This is a genomic window from Pseudogracilibacillus auburnensis (assembly GCF_003201975.1).
Lineage (GTDB): Bacteria > Bacillota > Bacilli > Bacillales > Amphibacillaceae > Pseudogracilibacillus > Pseudogracilibacillus auburnensis.
In genome coordinates this window covers 111,731-135,843 of the sequence record NZ_QJJQ01000010.1, presented here as the reverse complement: position 1 = coordinate 135,843, position 24,113 = coordinate 111,731, and the positions used below count along the sequence as shown (strand labels likewise).

The window sequence follows — 24,113 nt, the reverse complement described above, 5'->3', positions numbered from 1 at the left end:
TGGAGCCTAGGAGACCCACACTACATTGGAACATACTTTATTGGAGTATGTCCACTGCAGTGTGGGTCTTTTTTTGTACACGATCGAATATTATTAACAAATACGAAAAAAAGGGGTGTTTACATTGTCTGAGTTTATGGGTGAATTGTTAGGCACGATGGTCTTAATTATTTTTGGTGTTGGCGTCGTTGGAGGAGTATTGTTAAAATGGTCTAAAGCAGAAAATGCCGGCTGGGTCGTTATCACATTTGGTTGGGGTCTAGGTGTAGTCATGGGTGTTTTTGTATCTGGTACAGCATCCGATGCTCATATTAATCCTGCTGTAACACTTGCCTTTGCATCTATTGGAGAATTTCCTTGGGAGAAGGTGCCAATCTATGTAGCTGGTCAAATGCTTGGAGCTATGATCGGAGCAATCGTTGTATTTCTTAACTATTTACCTCATTGGAGAAAAACAGAAGACAAAGCCGCAAAGTTGGCAATTTTTTCTACCGCACCAGGAACTTCAAATGAAGTTCGTAAACCTTTACAAAACGTTGTTAGTGAGATGATCGGTACATTTGTGTTACTTTTTGCATTATTATTTCTCGTAGGCCCTAATAATTTTTCAGAAGGATTAGCACCCTTAGTAATTGGATTATTAATTGTCGTTATCGGAATGTCGTTAGGTGGTGCAACTGGATATGCGATTAATCCAGCACGTGATCTTGGGCCAAGGATTGTACATGCCATTTTGCCGATACCAGGAAAAGGAGGCTCTGACTGGGGTTATTCATGGGTACCGGTAATTGGGCCTATTATTGGAGGAACATATGGAGCACTTTTTTATCGTGCCGTGTTTGCGGCAGAGTTTTCGATAGCCTTTTGGATCGTTACGGTTATCGTTGTTGTAATTATATTAGCTGCCACTTTTCATGAGCTTAAAGATGATTCTGTTCAGAAGAAGGAAGTAGAAGAAAAAGTAGTATAAAGGAGAGATTAAGATGGATGAAAAGTACATTTTATCATTAGACCAGGGGACGACGAGTTCACGGGCAATCTTATTTAATCACCAAGGGGAAATTGTAGCGACAGCTCAACAAGAATTTGAACAATTTTTTCCACAACCAGGCTGGGTAGAACATGATGCAAATGAAATTTGGACATCGATCCTTGCCTGTATTGCTGGTGTGCTTAGAAAAGCTGATGTTCGTCCAGATCAGGTTGAAGGGATTGGCATTACGAATCAACGAGAGACAACGGTTGTATGGGATAAGCATACGGAAAAACCAGTTTACAAAGCGATCGTATGGCAGTCACGTCAAACAGCTGATATTTGTAATGAACTAAGAGAACAAGGACATAATGAATTATTTAGAGAAAAAACGGGTCTACTCATCGATGCTTATTTTTCTGGAACGAAAGTGAAATGGATTCTTGACAATGTGGAAGGTGCAAGAGAAAAAGCTGAAAGTGGCGATTTGCTTTTTGGGACAATTGATACGTGGTTAGTATATAAATTATCTGGTGGGAAAGCACATGTGACTGACTATTCTAATGCATCAAGAACATTAATGTTTAATATTTATGATTTGAAATGGGATGAAGAGCTACTAGAAATTTTAACTGTCCCGAAAAGTATGTTACCTGAAGTAAGACAATCTTCAGAAGTATATGCAAATACAGTTGATTACCACTTTTTTGGACATGAAGTTCCAATTGCTGGAATAGCGGGTGATCAACAAGCAGCACTATTTGGGCAAGCATGTTTTGATTCCGGAATGGCGAAAAACACGTATGGCACAGGATGTTTTATGCTGATGAATACCGGTGAAAAAGGTGTCCCATCTGACCATGGGTTATTGACTACATTAGCATGGGGTGTCGATGGGAAAGTGGAATATGCGTTAGAAGGAAGTATTTTCATTGCCGGATCAGCAATTCAATGGTTACGGGACGGGTTAAAACTGATCGAACATGCACCTGAAAGTGAAAATTTCGCAACAAAAGTTGATTCGACAGATGGTGTTTATATGGTTCCCGCATTTGTTGGTCTTGGAACGCCATATTGGGACAGTGATGCTCGTGGGGCTGTTTTTGGTATTACGAGAGGAACGAGTAAAGAGCACTTTATCCGGGCTACATTAGAATCACTCGCATACCAGACGAAAGATGTATTAGATGCGATGATTGCGGATTCTGGCATTGACTTAAAATCACTAAGAGTAGACGGTGGAGCGGTTAAAAATAATTTCCTTATGCAGTTTCAAAGTGATATGCTGGGAGTACCAGTTGAACGACCAGTAGTCCAAGAAACGACAGCCTTAGGCGCTGCTTATTTAGCAGGACTTGCAGTTGGATTCTGGGATAGTAAAGAAGAAATCGCAAAACAATGGCAAAATGAACGAACATTTACAAATGAGTTACCAACTAAAAAACGTGATACATTATATGCTGGTTGGCAAAAAGCAGTGGAAGCAACGAGGGCTTTTAAATAATGTAAAAAGATGTTGAAGATCATTTCGCCCATGAAATGATCTTCAGGTGGTAAAATGTGAGTAATCGTGCGTGTTCAAAAAGATCGATAAAAAGAAGACCTGAGAAGTTCCACTGGCTAAAAACGCCACGTCCTGTGACTGCGCTAAATGCTCGTCCCATCGAAGACCTTGCTCCTGCGATTACTCGTCACAATAAACATTGTTCGTCGAAGGCGATTTAGCTCTCGAGGAACTCGCGTATGCTATGACATACGTGAGTGCCGGAAAAGCAAGTCAACGCAGAAATTCGATGTGTCATTTTTGTTGGACTTTTTGAACATCCTTTAATAGCATATTCTACTAAATATAAAACAGGAGTGATGTAGTGTGAAGAAGATTATCAATGATCCAAATGAAGTTGTTCAAGAAATGATTGCTGGGATGATTTCTGCCTCACCTAATCAGTTGAAACAAGTAGAAGGAACGACCGTCATTACGAGAAAAGATGCTCCGGTAGAGAATAAAGTAGGGATTGTAAGTGGTGGTGGAAGTGGACATGAGCCAGCCCATGCGGGATATATTGGAAAAGGGATGCTTGATGCCGCTGTCCTTGGTGAAGTGTTTACCTCACCATCTGTTGATCAAGTATATGAAGGTATTAAGGCGGTTGACAGTGGAAAAGGTGTATTTTTAGTGATCAAAAATTATACAGGTGATGTGCTCAACTTCGAGATGGCGGCGGAACTTGCTGAGGCAGAAGGAATGAAAGTCGCCCAAGTGATTGTAAATGATGATGTGGCAGTTGAAGATAGTTCTTTTACAACTGGAAGACGAGGTATTGCAGGAACAGTTTTTGTCCATAAAATTGCTGGGGCAAAAGCGGAACTTGGCGGTACGTTAGAGGAAGTAAAAGAGATTGCTGAAAAGACGGTGGCAAATGTTCGTTCCATGGGAATGGCAATTAGCCCTTGTGCCATTCCAGCAGCAGGAGAGGCTAGCTTTACATTAGCTGAAAATGAAATGGAGATTGGGATTGGTATTCACGGGGAGCCAGGAATTGAACGTCAGAAAATAGCAACAGCCGCTGAAATTGCCGACGAACTAACAGGAAAGATTTTAGACGATATGAAATTAAATAAAGCTGATGAATTAGCCGTTATGATAAACGGGTTAGGATCCACACCTAATATGGAGCTATTTATTATAAATGAAAAAGTCCAAAAAACCCTAAAAGAAAAAGGATTTCATGTATACCGAACATTTGTCGGAGAATATATGACTGCTCTTGAGATGGGAGGGTGCTCTGTTACTTTATTGAAATTAGATAAAGAATTAAAAGAGCTACTCGATCATGCGTCAGATGCGCCAAACTTTTTTGTCAGATAATAGGAGGAATCTGCATGAGTTTCACAGTAGAAAAAGCAATCAAATGGCTCGAAAAAATAAATGAAAAAATCCAAGAAAATAAACAATATTTAACGAAACTCGATCAACCGATTGGTGATGGTGATCATGGTATTAATATGGCAAGAGGATTTCAAGAAGTAGTAACTATAGTAAATGAAAAAGAATATGATACGGTTTCTGATGTGATGAAAGCGACCGCCATGACAGTTATGTCTAAAGTTGGCGGTGCTTCTGGTCCTTTATATGGGACAGCATTTTTAAAGATGTCGCTCGCTTTTAAAGAGAAAGAAGTAATTGATGATGCTACTTTTATACATGGACTAGAAGAAGCGTTAAACGGGATAAAACAACGCGGACGGGCAATACATGGGGAAAAAACGCTCGTAGATGTTTGGGAGCCTGTCGTCAATAAATTGAAACAGGAAAATAACTTTCAAGCTGATTTAATCTTGAATACGGCAAAGGCAGCAATGGAAAAAACAAAAGAAACAATGGCAACAAAGGGGCGCGCAGCTTATTTTAAAGAAAACTCCATCGGTCATATTGATCCTGGATCTGCTTCCTCTTTTTATCTGTTTGAAGCTTTGGCAGAAGTATTAGAGGAGGAAAAATAAAATGGGCTATGTAGGTATTGTACTTATTTCCCATAGTGAGAAGGTCGCTTGCGGAATTAAAGATATTATTCGCCAAGTCATTCAAGATGTTCCTGTTGAAGTGGCTGGTGGAACAGATGATGGAAAGATTGGTACAAGCATGGACAGAATTAGTGCAGCAATTGAATGTGCGGACCAAAATAAAGGTATTCTCTTATTCTATGACCTTGGAAGTGCTAAAATGAATGCTGAATTAGCAATCGAAATGAGTGAAAAAGAAAATATTAAACTAGCAGAAGCCCCTTTACTTGAGGGCTCTTATGTCGGCGCTGTAGAATCAAGTATGGGAAAGAGCATAGCCGAAATAATCGATACGTTGAATAAAAACTTTTAAAGAAATTGAATAGTACGTAATGAAAAGAATCAACCTGTGAAATCAACCAAGTGGTTGATTTTTTTTTCGAATTTTGCCCGTAGAATAAAAGGGAAAGGGAGGATTCATATGACGATTTTAGAGGTTAAAAATCTAACAAAAGAATTTAAAGATCAGAAAGCTGTGCAAGGGATTTCGTTTGAACTATATTCGGGTGAAATTTTAGGGTTACTTGGACCAAATGGGGCTGGTAAAAGTACGACAATTAACATGTTATCTATGATGATGCATGGTGATGATGGAGAAATTTACTTCCATGGAAAAAGGGTAGGGAATCATAAGAATCTTTATAAAAGGCAACTGGGAATTGTTCCACAAGATATTGCGATTTACGAAGAAATAACAGCAGAAGCAAATGTGATGTTTTTTGCTTCTTTATATGGTCTGAAAGGACCGGAATTGATCCAGTCCGTTCACCGAGCGTTGGATTTTGTCGGGTTATTAGATAAAAAGACTAGGAAGCCTAAAACCTTTTCAGGCGGGATGAAACGGAGATTAAATATCGCCTGTGCTATTGCACACGAGCCAGAGATCCTTATTATGGATGAACCGACTGTTGGCATTGATCCCCAATCTCGTAAGCATATTTTACAATCAATCAAACAGTTGAAGGAGCAAGGAACAAGTGTCATTTACACAACGCATTATATGGAAGAAGTGGAAGAGGTTGCAACAAGGGTTGTCATCATGGATCATGGAAAAGTTATTGCTAACGGGACGAAAGAAGCATTAAAGGAGGAATTGGAAGAAGAAAAGCTGTACGAAATTGTGGTTGATCAGGAGCTAGGTTTGCTTGGTGACGAGTGGTATGAAATTGAAGGTGTTAAGCAAGTGGATATGGAGGGAACTTGTATTCGAATCGCAACAGTCAAAGGCATAGAAAATCTGGATAAGATTATTTCTTTTTTAATCGATAAAGGAGTGCGCATACAAAATATTACGAGTCTTTCACAAAGCCTCGAAATGGTTTTTCTTAAGCTTACAGGTAGAAGATTACGAGATGAAGGAGAGTAAAAATGAGATCGATCCGAGGTTTTCAAGTCGTTATACGACGTGATGTGATCAATTTGGTTACCAATCCAGTTTTATTAATGAGCAATACGATATTCCCGCTCGTGCTCATGATAGTGCTTGGATACTTAACGGAAGGAATGTATGGAAATGAGGTGACATCTTATCAATATTATGGACTTACTATGCTTATTTTTATGTCATTAAATGTATCCATCACGGCTGCCAATAGTTTTATGGAAAATAGGATAAGAAGGAGTAATTTACGGATTTTATATGCACCAATTTCTCGTTCCATTGTTTATCTCTCTAAAATGATAGCTACTTTTATTTTTACTACGGCATGCTCCTATTTATTGGTACTCTGTATTTATCTCATGTTTGGATTACCTTCTAAAGGTTTTACTTGGTTTTACTTTATGCTCATCCTTACAGGACTTAATCTTTTTGCGGCAACACTTGGTGTGCTAATGTGCTGTATTTTTAAAAGTGAAGAGGTAAGTAATCAGCTACTAAGTATCGTCAACTATTCACTTGCGATTGTCAGCGGGTTATTCTTTCCTTGGGATGGACTTGGTCGCGTTGCTGAATGGATATCAATGATTTCTCCGGTAAAGTGGGTAGCCGAAGCAACGTTTCGTGTGATTTATGATCATGACCTTGCTTTTGTGTTACCGACTTTAGGGATATGTATAGTGGGGACGTTATTATTACTCATTGGTTGTCATCGACTGTTTAATGAGGAGGACTATATATGAGGCAGTTTCAAATTCTTTTTAAAAATATGATGAGACGAATGGTAAGCAGAAAAGGGATATTACTTATATCACTATGTATTCCAGCCCTGGTCGTTACGCTAGTAGTTTACTTTACATCAACCTTTGAAATGAAAACAAATATTGCCATTGTTGGTGGAATGGAAACTCTAGATTTGAATCCTGATTTTTTCCATGTAGATCGTCTAGACGAAGCACCTCCGACGTCTCAGTTAGTACGTAATAGATATTCAGCAATTATCCACGACCAAGCTGATGGAGACTATTCAATTGAGACAATGAAAGGCGAAAGCTTTAAAAACATAGTACAAACTGTACTCACAAACCCTGAGTATGACCCAAAACTACACAAGGGTCGTAGTGTAGGAATAACTATTTTAGGATATCTCACATTGTTTTTGCTTATGCAAGGTCAATTTTATATGAATTATTTTTCAGAAGATAAACGAATTGGCATACTACAACGAATAACCGCTACTCCAATTCGAATCGAAACATATTTATGGACACAAATATGTTTTGGTTTTGTGATGAACTACGTACCAACGCTTTTAGTATTAATTATATTAAAGAATGTCTTTCAAATGAAGATTGGATTTAGCCTTATTCAATACAGTTGGCTTCTCGCACTGATTGTTTTAGTAGCAACTACTTTTGCATTATTTACGACTGTTTCGTTTGAACTTGCGGATAATGCAATTATATTTTCTTCATCCGTCATATTGATTACTTCTTTGTTATCGGGTTGCTTGTATCCAATGACACATCAAGACATTATAGAAACATTTACTGCTATATTCCCACAAAAGCAATATTTGATGATGGCTGAAGCAATAGAAGAACAAACACTGACAAGAACTTTCATTCTCAGAATAATGTATATAGGATTATTTGTATTTGGGCTTTTTATCGCCGCAACCGTTCGTTGTCAAAGAAAAATAAAGGAAGGATAATAATTGCTTTGATATACTGGAGAAAAGCGATTATTCAAAATGGGGTAGAAAAATGGACGAATTGCATGTGATCTCAACCAAATTGATTGCTCCAGTTCCACGAAAACAGTATATCTGTCGAGAGAGATTATTTCAGAAGTTACTACAATCCGAAAAGAGAAAGCTTACACTTATTCAGGGAACTGCTGGAAGTGGTAAAACGACGTTAATTACTTCTTTCATGCAAGAATTTCCAAGCAATCAATACCGGTGGCTATCATTAGATGAAGAAAACAATGACTTATTTTCATTTTGGTATTATTTTTCTGAGGCAATTAGGGAGGACCTTGGAGAAAAAGAAACTGACTTTTTGACGTATTTTGAAACATTTCCACAAAAACAAGAAATCAAAAGTTATCTTATTTTCCTTATTAATCAACTACAGCAAGTAGAAAAATTAACGGTGATCGTGGATGATTTTCACGTAGTAAAAGATAGTCAGTTGTTGGATTCTATTGAGTTTTTTATTAAATATAGCCCAGAACATATCCGGATCATTTTGCTTACTCGAGAAGCACCAGCGCTCTATTTAGGTCAGTTAATGATGGGCAATCAGTACATGGAAATACAAGGCGAAGAGCTAAAATTTACGAGTGACGAGGCGAAAGAGTTTTTCGAAAGATTTTCGGATAGAATAGTTGATGCTAAGGAATTGGAACAGCTGATTCAATGGACAGAAGGATGGTGTGGTGGACTGCAATTAATGGCTTTAAGAACTGCTCAAGCCCCATCCCAATCACTTGAACAAGTAAAGGGTTCAAACAAGTATATAATGAATTATTTATCGAATGAAATCATTGAGAACTTGCAAAAGAATGAACTACACTTCCTATTAAAAACGTCTATTTTCGAGTACTTTACTGTGAGGCTTTGTAATGAACTCTTAGCAATGAACACCAGTGAACAAATGATCCAGAAGTTGGTGAGGCAAAATTTATTCATTGTGACAATAGACGAGAAAAAAGGGGTGTATCGCTATCATCATTTATTTAAAGAATTTTTACAACATAAACGGGCTATACAATATCCTGTAGAGAAAATGAATGATCTTCAGAGAAGAGCGGGGAAAATATTTCAACAACGTAACGATTGGGAGCTAAGTCTTAAACATTTTTTGCAGGCTGGATCATATAAAGAAGCGTTATCAGGGATTAAACGAATTCAATATTCCATCACTAGCTGGGTATACCTACAACAAATTCCACTGGATGTTCTCAAAGAGGATTATGAGCTGTTGTTCCAGCGAATTGTTTATCATCTTTGCAATTTAGAGTTTGAGACATGTTCAGCAATCCTAGTTGATTTAGAGGATATTATGGAGGAGGAATTTTATCATTTATTTAGATTTATCGGCTTTTTCGTTGATGATACCTTAATCGAAGTAGAATTTGATTCTCTATTGATTGATAAATTGGAAAAGTTGGAGTTTACAGATGTGACAAAGGCGCTTGTCTATGTCACACTTTCCATGTTACTTGGGCTTCGGGACCAATATGCTGAGGCCATCATGTATTGTAATAAATCAATTCAATTAATACCCAGATTAGAAAACCCGTACATTCAATATTTTTCCTTAAGTTGTAAGGCGCAACTGTTAGAATCAATGGGAGAATTAAAAGAATGCGAACGCATTTATCAGGAGTTGTTTTCACTAATAGAACGATACTCATATTTAGCCCCGCTATCTGTAAATAGTAGGATTGGGATCGGCGGAGTTTATATGAAAATGATGCGGTTAGAAGAAGCGGATCAAGTTTTTCAACAAATTCATCATTCCCCAGCATATTCCTATCCTACCTTCCAGAGAGCTTATCAATATAATTTACTGGAAGTTGCTGTTTTAAAAGGAAATCGAACCGAAATAAAGGATCGGCTAAAGCAGATTAGGGAATTAGGATTATATAATGAGCATCCACTCTATTATTCGGCACTCTTAAAATATCAACTTCTTGTCGATCAAGTAGAGCCGCCGTTATTGAATCGATTTTTTGAAAAGATTGCTAGTGAATCTCCTAAACGACTTGAAGATCGCTTGATTTATATTCGCTGCTTATTATGGCAGGAAAACAATGCTTTAGCTTTGAAAGAAGTAAATCGTTTATTGATACAAGTACGTAAAAATCAGATTGGCTCCATCTTAGTAGAAGCATTAATACTAAAAATTATCGCACTTTCAATAGATGATATGAGTAACAACAGAGAAAGAATTCACTTAATGGTAGAAGCAATTCATTACAGTTATACGAATGAAATTGCCTATCCGTTTGTCATAGATGGAGAGAAGCTTCGACCAATTCTTCAACAAGTGATAGAAGTAAAGAAGAAGGAATTGAACACGAAGGTTATCTCGTTTATAGAACGCCTTAGTGGGCTAATTGACCAATCTAAACAACCAAATTCGCTTCTTAGTAACCGCGAAATGGACGTTTTAATGACGGTTGCAGCCGGATTATCGAACAGAGAAATAGGAGAGAAATTACATATTTCCATTGCGACTGTAAAAACCCATTTAATTAATATATACAGCAAGTTGGACGTTTCAAATCGAATGGAGGCAGTAAACGAAGGAAGAAGACTCGGCCTCCTACGGTAATGAACAAAGCATACCTATAAGAACCAAACTGCGTAGTAACTGCTAGCTTGTTTTCCGCTACGGATCATTGCTTTCCACGGGCATGGCTTCAGCCTCCTCGCGGAGAAACCGCCGCTGCGGGGTCTTCAGACACGTGGGACTGCGCTTACTCGTCCCATCGAAGAACATTTGCTTTTCCCGTAGGAGTCAATGATCCGTCGCTCCAAACAACCATAAGGATAGTGGAAGCAAATTCATCGTATTGTTCTATTAACACCATCCCAGCGAAGGAAATGCACGGAGACTCCTGCGGGAGGAAAGGCCTAGGAGAGACCCCGCAACGAGCAAAGCGAGTGAGGAGGCTCACCAGCCGCCCGCGGAAAGCGTAGTGTATTTCCGGAGCGATGGGACATCCCACTAATTGAAGTTACTGCATTATTTCAACTAAGTAGTAAAAGCAACTAACGTAACGAAAAGAGCATATGGCGTCTAGATGTAAACAGACTGCTTAGAGGAAACAGTTCATCCAAAGTCAACTTGACCACTGTGCCTTCATCCCACTTCATTCTACGAAGGTTTTTTGCCATTTCACTCTGCGTAAGTTGTGTTAGTAATATAGAAAGACTTTTCCGAATAACATAAATAGAGAGTATAAATAATAGTTGAAAGCGCCATCACTTGACCGTTATTGTCCACTTCGTTATGATGAGAATAATATAAAAGGAACCATTTAACATATATGTAAAAGACATCTAAATTACTAGGTGTTTAACATCTACTAGCAGAGGATAGAGAAAACAATCTTTTTAGGGGGTGAATACAGGGGATACACTCATATTGACATGAACCGTCAACCGTTGGCATAGCTAATTTATAAGGAGGAAACTATTCATGACAAATCGTGGAGTTGTGTATACAGGTCCAGGAAGTGTAGAAGTTCGAGATATTAGTTTTCCAGATTTAGTTTTGCGTGAGGGACCTGGAGTTCCAAAAAGTAATGTCGGTCGAAAGTGTGAACATGGTGTTATCTTAAAAGTTCTCGTAACAAATATTTGTGGTAGTGACCAGCATATGGTACGCGGAAGAACAACCGCTCCCGAAGGATTAGTGTTAGGACATGAAATTACGGGAGAAGTTATTGAAGTCGGTCGTGATGTGGAGTTTTTAGAAAAAGGAGATCTCGTTTCAGTTCCATTCAATGTTGCTTGTGGTCGCTGTATTACTTGTAGACGACAAGACACACATATTTGTTTAAATGTAAACCCAGAACGGCCAGGAGGAGCATACGGTTATGTAGATATGGGTGGATGGGTTGGTGGACAATCCGAATATGTAATGGTTCCTTATGCGGATTTTAATTTATTGAAATTCCCTGATAAAGATCAAGCAATGGAAAAAATTCTTGATTTGACAATGCTATCCGATATTTTCCCAACTGGATATCATGGTGCGGTAAGTGCTGGTGTTGGTGTCGGATCGACTGTGTATGTCGCTGGTGCTGGACCAGTTGGACTTGCTGCTGCACATGCATGCCAGTTGCTTGGAGCATCTGTTGTTATTGTTGGGGATTTAAAAGAAGAACGGTTAGCACAAGCAAGAAGCTTCGGGTGTGAAACAATTAATTTAATGGATCATGATGATGCTGGAGAACAAATTGAACAAATTTTAGGTATTCCTGAAGTGGACTGTGCGATTGATGCGGTCGGATTTGAAGCCTATCAGCATGGTACAGACCATGAAGAATCGCCAGCTGTTGTTTTAAACACGATGATGGATGTTGTCCAAGCAGGTGGAAGCTTAGGGATTCCGGGACTATATGTAACGGAAGATCCTGGTGCAGTGGATGATGCGGCTAAAATTGGATCACTAAGCATTAGGCTTGGACTTGGCTGGGCAAAGGCACATCATTTTGTTACAGGACAAAGCCCAACCATGAAATACCACCGTGATTTAATGAAGGCAATTTTGAGTGGAAAAGCAACTATTGCAGAAGTAGTGAATGCAACTGTAATTTCACTAGATGAAGCACCTCAAGGATATAAAGATTTTGATCAAGGTGCATCGAAAAAATATGTGATTGATCCACATGGGGCATTAACGTAAAAACATATAAATGGTAAAGAAAACCTGATGAGACTTTTGAGGTCCACCAGGTTTTCCTCATTCATGTTTATCATAATAAAACACCAACAATGTAAAAAGAATGTTAAAAGCATCAAGCAACTGTTGACTGTTATGTTCTGTCTGTTAGTATGTAATTTAGATTGAACATACGTCATAACATTAGGACAAAATGAAGAGATCTATATCATTATCAATTTATTGGCACTTTACTAAATTATTGCGATGTTGACAATAATTTCAATATTTGGTTAAATAAATGGTACAAGTTAATATAATGTATGGAGAAGCGGAGATCCACAAAAAAATAGGCCTAACTACTTGGTTAAGCATCATTTTTGTGGATTTTTCTTTTTCATTAAATTGTACAAATACTGTTTAAGGGGTGCTATCATCTTGGCAAAAATGAAAAGAAAGCAAAAAAGGTCAGGTAACCATAATCAAGTAAGACTTTTTGGCACTGGCATGATCTATCTACTTCCGGCACTTATTTTATTAGTTGTTTTTTTATTTTATCCAATTGTAAAAACTCTTTATTTTAGCTTTTACGAAGTTGGAGGTGGAGGAGTAGTCAATGAATTTGTCGGAATGGAACATTATCAATCTCTGTTTCAATCTGAAGAGTTTAGAAAAAGTATGGTAGCGACGTTTTTATTTGTCTTATATACAGTACCAGCTGAAATTATTATCTCGTTATTTTTAGCCATTATTGCAAGTGAAAAACTAAAAGGGATAGGGTTTTTTAGAACCGTTTTTTCTTCAACATTAGGAGTCTCAGTTGCAGCAGGAGCCACCATATTTCTGTTTTTATTCCATCCATCACTAGGGATATTAAATAGTATTTTAGGGTTTGTTGGAATCGATAGTATTGATTGGTTGACGAATTCTAAATGGGCACTTTTCTCAGTCGCTTTAACGACTGTTTGGATGCATCTAGGAATTAATTTCATTATATTGCTTGGTGGGTTACAAAATATTTCAGGAGAATTGTATGAAAGTGCTGAAATGGATGGAGCGGGGTATTGGTCTCGATTATTTAAAATTACGATACCATTATTGTCGCCAGTGTTATTTTTCGTAACGATTATTGCAGTAATCGGTTCTTTTCAAACATTTGGGCAGATCGACATTTTAACAGGTGGGGGTCCAGCGGGTTCAACGAACATAATTGTTTACTCTATTTACCAACAAGCTTTTTCATTTGGTAACTTTGGGTATGCAAGTGCACAAGCTATTATTCTATTTGTCATTATTTTGATTGTGACAATCATTCAATTTAGCGTAGGAGAAAAGAAGGTGCACTATCAATGACAATGATCAGAAAAACATTTTTTTATTTTTTATTATCTATATCGGCTTTAGTTTTATTTTTTCCCATTTTGTATGCTATTTCAGCAAGTTTTATGCAACCACAAGAAATTTATGCAGGGAAACTACTACCATCATCTATTAGTTTTGATGCATATAAAGAAGTTTTTAATAGTATCCCATTACTACATTATTTAACCGTAAGTTTTTGGATGTCATTTATCGTCATGGTTGGTCAATTAATTGTCTGTAGTTTATCAGCATATGCATTTGCTTTCATCCCTTTTAAAGGTAGAAATTTAATCTTTTTCTTATTTTTATCTACCATGCTTATTCCATGGGAAGCAACGATTATTCCTAACTTTTTAACTGTTTTGAAGTTAGGGTGGGTGAATACATATATGGGGCTGACATTCCCACATTTCGCTTTACCATTTGGTGTATTTTTATTAAGACAACATTTCCTAACGATTCCTAAAGAGTTATGGGAATCAGCACAAGTGGATGGTTGCTCAAGATTTCGTTTTTATTGGAAATTTGTCCTTCCATTATCGAAATCGTCTTTAAGTGCTTTGGGGATTTATGGATTTTTAACAACGTGGAATATGTATTTGTGGCCACTATTAGTAACGAACGACGATACGGTAAGACCGGTTCAGATTGGGCTTAAAAGGTTAATTGCAAATGAAAGCTCATCATCGTGGAATCTAGTAATGGCTGGTGTTGTTTCGATTTTACTTCCTACATTAATGCTTTTATTTGTAGGAATAAAATATATCCGTGAAGGCTTAACTGCTGGAGCGGTAAAAGGATAATAGGAGAGGGGAAAAAAGCATGAAAAAGTTCATTAGTAGTTTGTTTTTAGCTTTAATCGTCTTAATAGGGCTTATTGCTTGTGGCGGTGGAAACAATGATGAGGAGGAAGCGACGTCAGATAATGGCGATGATGCTAGTGAAAATACAGAGCCCGCAGAAAAAGTAGAGATTGCTTTTTGGCATGCAATGAGTGGAGATAATGGGCAAGCGCTTGAAGATATTGTCAATAAATTTAATGAACAGTCTGATACTGTTGAAGTCGAGGCAATTTATCAAGGAAGTTATGATGATTCGTTAAATAAATTACGTGCTGTTGGTGGATCTAGTGAAGCACCGGCAATCGTACAAGTATTTGAAATTGGAACGAAATATATGAGTGAAAGTGGATTTATTACTCCAATGCAAGAGTTTATTGATGAAGAAGACTTTGATGTATCGGTGTTAGAGTCGAATATTTTATCTTATTACACTTTAGATGATCAATTGTATTCCATGCCATTTAATACATCGAATGCTGTAATGTTTTACAATAAAGATAAGTTTGAAGCGGCCGGATTAGATCCCGAAAACCCTCCGAAAACATTTAGTGAAGTGAAAGAAGCTGCTGAAAAACTATCAACAGATGGAAATTATGGATTTACAATGGCAACGATTGGCTGGTTTGTGGAACAATTATTAGCGAATCAAGGTGCATTATATTTAGATAATGATAATGGACGTGGTGGAGAGGCGACAGAGGCTTTAGTGAACTCGGAAGCTGGTGTAAATATTTTTACTTGGCTTGATGAAATGAATAAAGCAGAGACCTTTACAAACTACGGAAGTAACTGGGATGATCCGCGAGGTCCATTCTTTGCCGAACAAGTTGGGATGTATTTTGACTCAACCGCAAATACTGCTGAAGTAATTAAAAACTCTTCATTTGAAGTAGGCTCAGCACCTTTTCCAGTTGCAGATGGAATGGACCCACAGGGACTAGTGGTTGGTGGTGCTTCCTTATGGATTACAAATCAAGTATCTGAAGATCAACAGAAGGCTGCTTGGGAATTTGTTAAATTTACAACACAACCAGAAGTTCAGGCAGAGTGGGCAGCTGCTACTGGATATTTCCCAATCACTCCAGCTGCATACGAGGAAGAAGTATTAAAAAATATTTATGAAGAATATCCACAATTTAAAGTTGCAGTGACTCAGTTAGAGAACACGGAAGTCAGCCCAGCAACTCAAGGTGCATTAACGACTGTGTTACCTGAAGCAAGAAAGATTATTGAAACAGAACTTGGTGAAATGTACGAAGGTAAAGATCCAAAAGACGCCATTGATGATGCGGCAAAAAAGATTACAGACGCTTTGAAATAAGGAAGAATTAATCAATATACTTTAAGTTGTACTTGGGGGGTCTCTAATCGAGCCCCCTTAAAGATTCCTATTATACGTTATTAATGTCTTTATTTCTGATCCATCTATCCAAATGTACTAAAAAAGTAAATCTTACTCATAAAAAGTAAGACTTTTACTTAAAATAAAAAGGTGTTTTTTTTTGACAGATAAGAAAGTATAACTTGACTCACATAAGTGCAACTTTAGTTAACTAAAAGGTGTCAAAAAGAAAAAAAGGTTTAAAATGAGTATAGGTGATATTTGTGAAAATGAATAAATGGATTATCTATTTAGTCATCATTATTTTATTTGGGTGTATGAATCAATCCAAACATCATATCGACAATCATGCTAAAAAGGACAATTCACAGAAAGAAAAGAGTCCATCATTACTATCGGAAGAAAATATATTAATTATTGCTCATCGCGGCGCTTCCGGTTATGCCCCTGAACACACGATATATTCGTACGCAGAAGGGGAGAAAATGCATAGCGATTATATTGAAATAGATTTGCAAATGACAAAGGATGGGAAACTGATTGCTTTACATGATAGTGATGTATCGCGAACAACGAATAGTGAAGGAGAAGTAAAGGATTTATTGTACGAAGAAATACGTATTTTAGATGCGGGTAGCTGGTTTAACGAAGAAAACCCCGATTTAGCGCAATCCGTTTTCAAAAATGCAACCATTCCAACTTTAGAAGAAATATTTGAACATTTTGGTACCAATTCTAATTACTATATTGAAACGAAAAGACCTGAAGAATATCCCGAAATGGTAAATCAATTAGTAGAAACATTAAATAAGTATGATCTATTAGGGGAAGACGTTCCAAGGGGGAAAGTAATCATACAGTCATTTAGTGAAGATAGTTTAAGGGAGCTTCATGAACTAGATCCTTCTATCCCACTAATTCAATTAATTAGTTTTAACCATCATGCACGATTATCCCAAAAACAAATCGACAAAATCAGAAGCTATGCGGTTGGTATTGGCCCTAACTATCAGTCATTGTCTGAACCTTTTGTTCATAACATTCGCGATGCAGGTTTACTCCTTCATCCGTATACAGTAAATAAGAAAGAAGATATGGAAAGACTTATTAATTGGGGAGTAACAGGTATGTTCACTAATTATCCTGATCGGTTAAAAGAAGTAATTGAAGAAACTACTTATCTAAAGAAGGAAGAGTAATGAGAATAAATAGTTAAAATGCTCCTTGTTTCATTTTTTTAGCAGACTTGCTGCATAGTGCAACGAAGGTATTCACATAAAAGGCATGGTGAATGCCGGTTTTTCTAATATTTGGATATCGTATAAATCTTTGCTATATTGGAAATGAAGAACAATTATGTTTTTACTTAAAATGAGCTCGATGTACATAGATAAAATTAAAACAGGGAGAGATTGCTATGAAAATGCCAACCAATATCATACCAGCCATTCGACAAATAAAAGACTTTGAAAAAGCGTTGGAATCATCAAGCAAATGGATTATCTTTTTAGAAACGAGAATTGGACAATTAAAAAGTCTTGTACAATATGCAAAACGGAAAAACAAAAATGTCCTTATTCATATAGACTTAATCCAAGGATTAAAGGCGGATGAATATGGAGTTGAATATTTAGTTAGAGAGGTGAAACCTGATGGTATCTTATCTACTCGGGGAAGTGTTGTAGAGTCAGTGAAAAAACATAAACTAATTGCTATTCAACGCTTATTTTTATTGGATAGCTTGTCATTAGAAAATAACGTCAAAATTAGTGGGCGTTATAAAGCAGATTATATTGAGGTATTACCTGGTAAGATGCCGGAAATAATTCAAGATATTCATGAAAAGACGGATATCCCTATCATTGCAGGAGGTCTTATAAAGAAAAAATCGGAAGTACATGCAGCACTAAATGCGGGGGCGATCGCAATCTCAACTTCTTGTACAGATTTATGGTAAAAGGTTTACCCGAAGGAAAAAGGCTTTTTAAATGAAATATTTATTACGGAAATGATTAACGTTGTTGTTCTTTTGCTCTTTTAAAAGTAAAAAATAGCATTGTGCCATCTACTTTTTTACTTTTGAAATCTGTTATATTCTCAAATATTCTTTTCGGATGTTCATAAAACCAATTTTAAATGACCTGAAAGTCTGTTGAACTGCTTTATCACAAATACATGCAAGCCCAGCATCGACATTAAGTTGTTTACCTAAAATTGGGTGAAGAAAAATATGTATGTAAATATGCTGGGGGTTTCAAAATATTACGTTTTTTTCATATTGTAAGCCATTTCTGAAGTAGGTTACCTGGATGATACTCCTAAAAAACAGCAATATAAATGTGAACCCTTCTCCAAAAACTATGAGTAATTTGAACTTAGTGCTGTTTGAATATAAAAGTTTTCTTCTTTCCCTGGAATATAAATGATATTAATTACTTTCCCGATTTGGATATTATTTAGTTGTTCTTTTTGTAAATATAAAGTACGTGATGCGGCAATTTTCGTTTGTGAAGGGGTTGTGATTTCGACATCGATCGTTATTTCAGGTTTCTCATCTAAAGTGCGCCCAGTAAGTTGAAGATTTTTAACAATTGCTAAGTCACTTTTACCTTGCTTTCTAAGCTCGTTTCGTTCTTCATAACTAATACTTCCGGGTTGTTTTGATTCGTATAAATCAATTTTTCTTTGCATTTCGTCTTTATTCGGATATGGGTCAAAATCAATTTTATTCCTGTTTTGTGGATCATAAATAATTGCTATTGGGGCACCAACTTCCAGATCAGCAAGTTCAGTTAAAAGTACAACAGATTTAAAGCTTGCACTTACAAGTTCATCTTGCTCGTTAAGCAGGTCGATGGTAAATTTTAATTGTGGTTGGTTATTAATTTCCACACCCGTTTGATCAAAGGCACGAATAAAACCAACTGTTTTAACACCATTCTTTTGTAATGATTCACCTAATGGTTCCCCGAATGCTTCTCCAAATGATGATTCTACCTTCTTAAAAAATAATCGCATTGGAATGATAGTACCTAAGATAGAGACTAGAACGATGAAACCGACTATATACATCCACCCATTTTCGATAGAACTGAGAAAATCAAACATTTTAATAATCAAACCTCCTTAATTATATGCTTAATTTTAGTTTAGTTAACGATGGATATGAAGTCACGTTAATTTTATGTAAAACTTTAAATGAGGCATAATTTTCAAAAAATTAGGTGGATCTTGCCACACTTTGGATAACTATTTATACATAGACTTTTTCCAGAAAGTCTCCTTCATTCTACTTTTCCTGTTGATACCTTTTTAACATGGCACTGCTCCAAGGGTTACCACCTATCATGAAAATAGATATATTTTTATACAAAAGTTTAAAACTAGCTTGGCATAAGTGCTACGAAGGCAATCACTTGTAAAGGCTTAGCGAACGCCAAGTTTTCTAATGTTCATTAATGCTGGAATCATTAAATATAAAGCATAAGCAGCTGACATCCAAACAGTAAAAGCAATAATTTGGGAATCGTTCAATGCTGGAAAGACGATCGGATAAAGCGATAATGAAAATGCATCTAACAATAATCCAATACATGTTCCCATTACTCCCAATTTAAGTGGTGCATAATTAGAGGGATCAAAACGCATATAGAGTAAAGTAATAATATATAGCAAACACCCTGTAACAGTTATCAATAACGTAATGCTAATGATAAAAGTACTTGAACCTGGTTGAAACAGTATATATTCACCAAAGAATCTGAAAAACAAAATGGCACACAGCCAAACAACAACACCCCAGCTAAGTGTAAATAAATAGCTTTTCAATTTCCTCCCTCCATTTCACTTAAGCCGATAAATAAATGTTCAAGCTCTTCATACGTTTTATCAATCGGAAAGTCCTTCGAAACCAGAGCTTGTAGAGCAATTCCGTCAATAATTGCATTCATTACAATACCCCAAGTATCGAAAGAAACGCCCCTTATAGGTGAAGAGCTCCATTGTTTTTTCATATTTTGTGATAATGATTTGTTTTCTTTATCAAACATTTGTACCAATTGTTTTCTTATTTTTTCATTAGTAAAACTAGAGACAGTCAGGGTGAAAAGCAATTTATGAAAATAGGAGTCAAAATGACAACGGCTTTTCGCTGATTCTAGTGCTTGCTTTATATCAAAATGTTCCCCTTCTGATAAATTACCCCATGATGTATCACAAATATCTTGTAACATTTCCAATACTAATTGTTCTTTCGTCCGAAAATGATAATATACCGTTCCTTGTGCAACTCCAGCTTTTTCAGCAACAGCTCTTAGTGTAAAGTTTTCTATCCCTTTTTCAGCTAAACATTGTTTTGCATATTGAACTAAATCTGTTTTCTGAATGACATTTGGTTTTGCCATTTGTTTCACTCCTTTTATGAGTTGGTTGACTAACTAACTGTAAAAATATCGTATCATCTATCTGCGTTATTGTCTATTCTTAGTAAAAAAAGTGATTCACTTAATAGTTGATCCAATTTAAAATAAAAAAGAGCAAGTCATAAACGACTAGCCCTTTCTTTTTATAAAATGATTAGATTAATTTTTCTATTTTTAAGCGCTTATTTAGTAAATAAATAATCAAAATCGCTAGTGCCATTGTCACAAATTCGCTTATTCCGAGCGTTAACCACAGAAGGGAAAATGCATCAGGCAAACCAACAAATACTTTTAACATATAAGCGATAATAAACATATTTACGGAAAAGACGGTTGTATTGATCAACATTAACGCGATTTTGTCTTTCACAAATTTTGCAAAGATTAATGTGATCCCTAATGATATAGCAGTGTGCAATACTCCAAAGAAAACATCAGCTTTCGTTGGTGACAAAATGATATTTGAAATGAGCACACCAAGTATAATACCGTAAAAGTATTTTTTATTAAAAACAATTAAATGGTTGAAAAGTTCGGACAGGCGGAATTGCACATGCAAAAAGCCAAATGGTGCAACGACTGCTGTCACGACAAAATAAAGTGCAGCAACTAGTGCATTTACAACAACTGTTCTAATATTCATATTCAATTCTCTCCTTAGTTTTTTTGCGTTGGATGGTTTCGAACAACGGTGAATTCTCACAATTTATAAGTATAGTCCAAAAGTTAAATGAATGTCAAAAGATTAATTTGCCCTCAGTATTCTATCGGTCAAAGAATCCTTCATAGGTAATGTATTGATCAAGACTCTGTGAATATCATTTAATACTTATATTTTCGATAAGTTATATAGTCAAAAATAAATACACAAATTCATCCATTCTCGTTATAATTGAACTATAGATAATCATAAATACACAAATATTTATAGTCCAATTATCATTTATATGGTTAATAACAATTTACTATTGGTACAATGATAACTAGCTATTCATCATTCTACAAAGTAGGTGAGACGATGAAAAAAATTTTAATCGTAGAAGACGAACAAAAATTAAGTAGAGTCATTGAGCTTGAATTACAATATGAAGGTTATGAAACAAAAATTGCGGATAATGGAAAAGATGCCTTACGTTTTATGCAAGAGGAAACGTGGGATTTAGTATTACTTGATATTATGATTCCTGAGCTAAGTGGTATGGAAGTTCTAAGACGATTAAGACGAACGGATGATCATACTCCTGTTATTTTATTAACTGCACGGGATCAAGTACATGATAAAGTAAGTGGACTGGATCTCGGGGCCAATGATTATGTGACAAAACCGTTTCAAATCGAGGAATTACTTGCTCGTATAAGAGCGCATTTGCGTAGACCTATAGAAGTTACGAGAAAGTCTGAGCAATTAACAGTAGGGGAGTTGTCAGTCGATTTACATACGAGACAAGTGATTCGTTCTGAAACAGAAATTGAACTGACACCAAGGGAATATGATTTACTCGTTTATTTAATGAAAAATAAAAATATTGTTTTAAGTCGAGAACAAATTATGGAACAAGTATGGGGTTATGATTATTACGGCGATACAAATGTAGTTGATGTCTATATTCGATATGTACGGCAAAAAGTAGATAAAGAATTTGATATTCCATATATTCAAACAGTTCGTGGGGTGGGATACACGATAAAGGATGTATCTAAATGAAATTAAGAACGAAAATTAAACTGTTCACAAGTTTATTTATGCTTATTCTAATCGTTTTAGTGAACACATCAATTTATTTTTTATTTCATAACATTTCAGCAAAAAATGAATTAGAACAATTATCAAATCAAACGAATGCAATTGTAGAAGCGTTACGGGCGAATGAAGGAATTCCTTCCAATCAGCTTTTACATGCGTTTGTCCCGTCAAACGGAATTATTCGTGTTGTTGACAAAGACAACAATGAACTAATTCCAACCATTACAAAGCGCAAAGAATATCGTAATTTAGATGTGGTGTACAGTGAATCAGAAAAACAGAAAGTTATAAAAGCGAATGGCAATCATGTTGCAGTTGTGGCAAAACCAATCATTTGGGAAAATGGTGAAGTTGCTACGATACAAGTTGCTAATTATTTAAACGCACTGCAAGAAACGATGCGCACACTATTGTATGTACTTGTAGCTGCATCTATTATTATGCTCATCCCTTCGATCATTGCTGGAAATGTATTAAGTAAGTTTATTCTCCGTCCAATAACAGAATTAATTGAAACGATGAAAGAAAACACGAAACAGGAAAAATGGAAAACAATTGCGCTTGAAAACAGATCACATGATGAATTGTACGAAATGGAAGAAACATTTAATTCAATGATACAACATTTAAAAGAAAATTTTGAGAGACAACAAATTTTTGTCTCTGATGCTTCTCATGAATTAAAGACACCAATTTCAATTATTAAAAGTTATGCACAATTATTAAAACGTCGTGGTAAAAGTCATCCAGAAGTGTTTGATGAATCAGTTGAGGCCATTGAATCGGAAGCAGATCGAATGCAACAGCTTGTTGGACAAATGCTCTTACTTGCAAAAAATAAAGGCCATGCACCATTTGAGCGTATCGAACTTGACAAAGTAATCGAAAAAGTCATTAAAACATTTACGACAGCATATGAGAGAGAGATTTATTTTCATTCTGAAGGAGGAGAGGTTATTGTAGATGGTAATAATGATCAACTGGAACAAATCCTTTATATTTTGTTAGATAATGCGATCAAGTATAGTGAGGCGGAAATTGATGTAAAATTACGGAGACAAAATGATTCTGTTGTTTTACGAGTGAGCGATAAAGGGCAAGGCATTTCTCGCGCTGACCAGAAACATATATTTGATCGGTTTTATCGTGTGGACAAAGCAAGAACAAGGACAACTGGTGGTACCGGACTTGGTCTTTCCATTGCACAAGCAATTGCTGAGTTACATGGTGGAAAACTTTCTGTTCATAGTGAAATAGGGAAAGGTGCAACCTTTACGTTAACATTGCCAATCGTTTTATAATAATGGTTCATTCCTTTCTCAGCAAATTCTAATCTTATTCACCACGTCTTATCATTTCATAACGGTAAGATAGAAGTACCATGAATAAGGAGGAAATCTAGATGATTAAAAAAACATTGATTACTTCAGGGGTGATTGCTCTTGCAGCAGCACTTGGATTTGGTATTTATCATTCGGATGCTTCACAATCGGATCCTAAATTAACTTTTGATGACATAAGAAATCTCGTATCATCACAATACCCAGGGACAATAACAGAAATAGAGCTTGAAAAGAAACAAAACCAATCTATATATGAAGTAGAAATTATCAATGACAATATGGAATATGATTTAAAATTGGATGGGAACTCTGGTGAAATTATCAAACTAAAAGAAAAAAGAAATGTAGTAGATGATGATGCTAATATCGATGCTAAACAAGAAATTGATTTGGATGATGAAGTGAAGGAGCAAGAAAAAGCCCAGGAACATGCTTTAGATAAGCGAGATGCAACTGGAAATGAAGTAGCATTGGAAACGAAAATAAACAAGAATGAAAAGAAAGCAAGTGAAAATCAAAGTAATAACGCGGTCATTGATGTTGCTAAAGCAATTGATATTGCACAGCAAGAATTCCCAGGTACTGTTACAAATGTTGAATTAGATGAAGATGATGGGCGTCTCATTTATGAAATAGAAATTGAAGCTGGTGAAGAGGAAGCAGAATTTGAAATAGATGCAATAACAGGGGAAATTATCGTTATTGAAATAGATGATTAATGCAAGGAGGGAAAGTATTAT

22 protein-coding genes and 1 riboswitch are annotated in these 24,113 nt (G+C 36.2%); of the genes, 18 read left to right on the top strand and 4 right to left on the bottom strand.

Annotated features, from left to right (window positions below):
- The first annotated feature begins 124 nt into the window (after nt 1-124).
- The 15 genes from DFR56_RS14100 (at nt 125) to DFR56_RS14030 (ending at nt 17,822) form a co-directional block, all read left to right on the top strand.
- Nucleotides 125-970, top strand: coding sequence for an MIP/aquaporin family protein (locus tag DFR56_RS14100; RefSeq protein ID WP_110396086.1), 846 nt, complete (start codon nt 125-127; stop codon nt 968-970).
- A gap of 13 nt (nt 971-983) precedes the next feature.
- Nucleotides 984-2,477: a glycerol kinase GlpK gene (glpK, locus tag DFR56_RS14095; RefSeq protein WP_110396085.1), complete on the top strand. Its 1,494-nt coding sequence runs from the start codon at nt 984-986 to the stop codon at nt 2,475-2,477.
- Nucleotides 2,478-2,843: 366 nt separating this feature from the next.
- Entirely contained in the window at nt 2,844-3,842 is a 999-nt protein-coding gene (gene dhaK / locus DFR56_RS14090) for a dihydroxyacetone kinase subunit DhaK (protein WP_110396084.1), read from the top strand.
- A 14-nt stretch (nt 3,843-3,856) separates the two neighbouring features.
- The gene (dhaL, locus tag DFR56_RS14085) at nt 3,857-4,477 is read left to right on the top strand and encodes a dihydroxyacetone kinase subunit DhaL (RefSeq protein WP_110396083.1); all 621 of its coding nucleotides are present in this window, start codon (nt 3,857-3,859) and stop codon (nt 4,475-4,477) included.
- A gap of 1 nt (nt 4,478) precedes the next feature.
- Nucleotides 4,479-4,850 (top strand): dihydroxyacetone kinase phosphoryl donor subunit DhaM, encoded by a 372-nt coding sequence (gene dhaM / locus DFR56_RS14080; RefSeq protein WP_110396082.1) that lies wholly within the window; start codon nt 4,479-4,481, stop codon nt 4,848-4,850.
- Nucleotides 4,851-4,958: 108 nt separating this feature from the next.
- Entirely contained in the window at nt 4,959-5,903 is a 945-nt protein-coding gene (locus tag DFR56_RS14075) for an ABC transporter ATP-binding protein (protein ID WP_110396081.1), read from the top strand.
- A gap of 2 nt (nt 5,904-5,905) precedes the next feature.
- Nucleotides 5,906-6,658, top strand: a complete 753-nt coding sequence (locus tag DFR56_RS14070; protein ID WP_110396080.1) for an ABC transporter permease — start codon at nt 5,906-5,908, stop codon at nt 6,656-6,658.
- Nucleotides 6,655-7,629 carry an ABC transporter permease gene (locus DFR56_RS14065; RefSeq protein WP_110396079.1) on the top strand — a complete coding sequence of 325 codons (975 nt, stop codon included), beginning with the start codon at nt 6,655-6,657 and terminating at the stop codon, nt 7,627-7,629. Before DFR56_RS14070 ends, DFR56_RS14065 begins: the two co-directional genes overlap by 4 nt.
- Nucleotides 7,630-7,681: 52 nt before the next feature.
- The gene (locus DFR56_RS14060) at nt 7,682-10,261 is read left to right on the top strand and encodes a helix-turn-helix transcriptional regulator (protein ID WP_110396078.1); all 2,580 of its coding nucleotides are present in this window, start codon (nt 7,682-7,684) and stop codon (nt 10,259-10,261) included.
- A gap of 870 nt (nt 10,262-11,131) precedes the next feature.
- The gene (gene fdhA / locus DFR56_RS14055) at nt 11,132-12,343 is read left to right on the top strand and encodes a formaldehyde dehydrogenase, glutathione-independent (RefSeq protein WP_110396077.1); all 1,212 of its coding nucleotides are present in this window, start codon (nt 11,132-11,134) and stop codon (nt 12,341-12,343) included.
- Nucleotides 12,344-12,766: 423 nt separating this feature from the next.
- A complete protein-coding gene (locus DFR56_RS14050; protein WP_110396154.1) occupies nt 12,767-13,672 on the top strand; it encodes a carbohydrate ABC transporter permease in 906 nt (301 codons plus the stop codon).
- On the top strand, nt 13,669-14,484 hold the full coding sequence (locus DFR56_RS14045) for a carbohydrate ABC transporter permease (RefSeq protein ID WP_110396076.1): 816 nt from the start codon (nt 13,669-13,671) through the stop codon (nt 14,482-14,484). Before DFR56_RS14050 ends, DFR56_RS14045 begins: the two co-directional genes overlap by 4 nt.
- Before the next feature lie 19 nt (nt 14,485-14,503).
- Nucleotides 14,504-15,844, top strand: coding sequence for an ABC transporter substrate-binding protein (locus DFR56_RS14040; protein WP_110396075.1), 1,341 nt, complete (start codon nt 14,504-14,506; stop codon nt 15,842-15,844).
- A 290-nt stretch (nt 15,845-16,134) separates the two neighbouring features.
- Nucleotides 16,135-17,064, top strand: a complete 930-nt coding sequence (locus DFR56_RS14035; RefSeq protein ID WP_110396074.1) for a glycerophosphodiester phosphodiesterase — start codon at nt 16,135-16,137, stop codon at nt 17,062-17,064.
- 218 nt (nt 17,065-17,282) lie between these two features.
- On the top strand, nt 17,283-17,822 hold the full coding sequence (locus DFR56_RS14030; RefSeq protein WP_110396073.1) for a glycerol-3-phosphate responsive antiterminator: 540 nt from the start codon (nt 17,283-17,285) through the stop codon (nt 17,820-17,822).
- Between the two features lie 401 nt (nt 17,823-18,223).
- Here the strand turns inward: DFR56_RS14030 and DFR56_RS14025 are convergent, their stop codons facing one another.
- The 4 genes from DFR56_RS14025 to DFR56_RS14010 form a co-directional block, all read right to left on the bottom strand.
- On the bottom strand, nt 18,224-18,973 hold the full coding sequence (locus DFR56_RS14025) for a hypothetical protein (protein ID WP_110396072.1): 750 nt from the start codon (nt 18,971-18,973) through the stop codon (nt 18,224-18,226).
- Nucleotides 18,974-19,291: 318 nt separating this feature from the next.
- Nucleotides 19,292-19,693, bottom strand: a complete 402-nt coding sequence (locus tag DFR56_RS14020) for a DUF5367 family protein (protein ID WP_110396071.1) — start codon at nt 19,691-19,693, stop codon at nt 19,292-19,294.
- Nucleotides 19,690-20,268, bottom strand: coding sequence for a TetR/AcrR family transcriptional regulator (locus DFR56_RS14015; RefSeq protein WP_110396070.1), 579 nt, complete (start codon nt 20,266-20,268; stop codon nt 19,690-19,692). The genes DFR56_RS14020 and DFR56_RS14015 overlap by 4 nt, the downstream gene beginning before the upstream one ends.
- Nucleotides 20,269-20,440: 172 nt before the next feature.
- Nucleotides 20,441-20,929, bottom strand: a complete 489-nt coding sequence (locus DFR56_RS14010; protein WP_110396069.1) for a QueT transporter family protein — start codon at nt 20,927-20,929, stop codon at nt 20,441-20,443.
- A gap of 8 nt (nt 20,930-20,937) precedes the next feature.
- Nucleotides 20,938-20,982: riboswitch (PreQ1 riboswitch) on the bottom strand.
- A gap of 322 nt (nt 20,983-21,304) precedes the next feature.
- Between DFR56_RS14010 and DFR56_RS14005 the strand changes: the two genes are divergently transcribed.
- The 3 genes from DFR56_RS14005 (at nt 21,305) to DFR56_RS13995 (ending at nt 24,092) form a co-directional block, all read left to right on the top strand.
- Nucleotides 21,305-21,991, top strand: coding sequence for a response regulator transcription factor (locus tag DFR56_RS14005; protein ID WP_110396068.1), 687 nt, complete (start codon nt 21,305-21,307; stop codon nt 21,989-21,991).
- Nucleotides 21,988-23,331 (top strand): HAMP domain-containing sensor histidine kinase, encoded by a 1,344-nt coding sequence (locus DFR56_RS14000; RefSeq protein ID WP_110396067.1) that lies wholly within the window; start codon nt 21,988-21,990, stop codon nt 23,329-23,331. Before DFR56_RS14005 ends, DFR56_RS14000 begins: the two co-directional genes overlap by 4 nt.
- 101 nt (nt 23,332-23,432) lie before the next feature.
- Complete coding sequence (locus tag DFR56_RS13995; RefSeq protein WP_146214295.1) at nt 23,433-24,092, top strand: PepSY domain-containing protein; 660 nt, start codon at nt 23,433-23,435, stop codon at nt 24,090-24,092.
- Nucleotides 24,093-24,113 lie beyond the last annotated feature (21 nt).

Coding starts and splice junctions, on each gene's coding strand:
- DFR56_RS14060 (WP_110396078.1), top strand. CDS start 7,682: ATGGACGAATTGCATGTGATCTCAACCAAATTGATTGCTCCAGTTCCA.
- DFR56_RS14035 (WP_110396074.1), top strand. CDS start 16,135: ATGAATAAATGGATTATCTATTTAGTCATCATTATTTTATTTGGGTGT.
- DFR56_RS14005 (WP_110396068.1), top strand. CDS start 21,305: ATGAAAAAAATTTTAATCGTAGAAGACGAACAAAAATTAAGTAGAGTC.
- DFR56_RS14025 (WP_110396072.1), bottom strand. CDS start 18,973: ATGTTTGATTTTCTCAGTTCTATCGAAAATGGGTGGATGTATATAGTC.
- dhaM (WP_110396082.1), top strand. CDS start 4,479: ATGGGCTATGTAGGTATTGTACTTATTTCCCATAGTGAGAAGGTCGCT.
- DFR56_RS14065 (WP_110396079.1), top strand. CDS start 6,655: ATGAGGCAGTTTCAAATTCTTTTTAAAAATATGATGAGACGAATGGTA.
- DFR56_RS14045 (WP_110396076.1), top strand. CDS start 13,669: ATGACAATGATCAGAAAAACATTTTTTTATTTTTTATTATCTATATCG.
- dhaL (WP_110396083.1), top strand. CDS start 3,857: ATGAGTTTCACAGTAGAAAAAGCAATCAAATGGCTCGAAAAAATAAAT.
- DFR56_RS14015 (WP_110396070.1), bottom strand. CDS start 20,268: ATGGCAAAACCAAATGTCATTCAGAAAACAGATTTAGTTCAATATGCA.
- DFR56_RS14050 (WP_110396154.1), top strand. CDS start 12,767: ATGAAAAGAAAGCAAAAAAGGTCAGGTAACCATAATCAAGTAAGACTT.
- DFR56_RS14030 (WP_110396073.1), top strand. CDS start 17,283: ATGAAAATGCCAACCAATATCATACCAGCCATTCGACAAATAAAAGAC.
- DFR56_RS14040 (WP_110396075.1), top strand. CDS start 14,504: ATGAAAAAGTTCATTAGTAGTTTGTTTTTAGCTTTAATCGTCTTAATA.
- DFR56_RS14070 (WP_110396080.1), top strand. CDS start 5,906: ATGAGATCGATCCGAGGTTTTCAAGTCGTTATACGACGTGATGTGATC.
- glpK (WP_110396085.1), top strand. CDS start 984: ATGGATGAAAAGTACATTTTATCATTAGACCAGGGGACGACGAGTTCA.
- DFR56_RS14075 (WP_110396081.1), top strand. CDS start 4,959: ATGACGATTTTAGAGGTTAAAAATCTAACAAAAGAATTTAAAGATCAG.
- fdhA (WP_110396077.1), top strand. CDS start 11,132: ATGACAAATCGTGGAGTTGTGTATACAGGTCCAGGAAGTGTAGAAGTT.
- DFR56_RS14000 (WP_110396067.1), top strand. CDS start 21,988: ATGAAATTAAGAACGAAAATTAAACTGTTCACAAGTTTATTTATGCTT.
- DFR56_RS14010 (WP_110396069.1), bottom strand. CDS start 20,929: ATGAATATTAGAACAGTTGTTGTAAATGCACTAGTTGCTGCACTTTAT.
- DFR56_RS13995 (WP_146214295.1), top strand. CDS start 23,433: ATGATTAAAAAAACATTGATTACTTCAGGGGTGATTGCTCTTGCAGCA.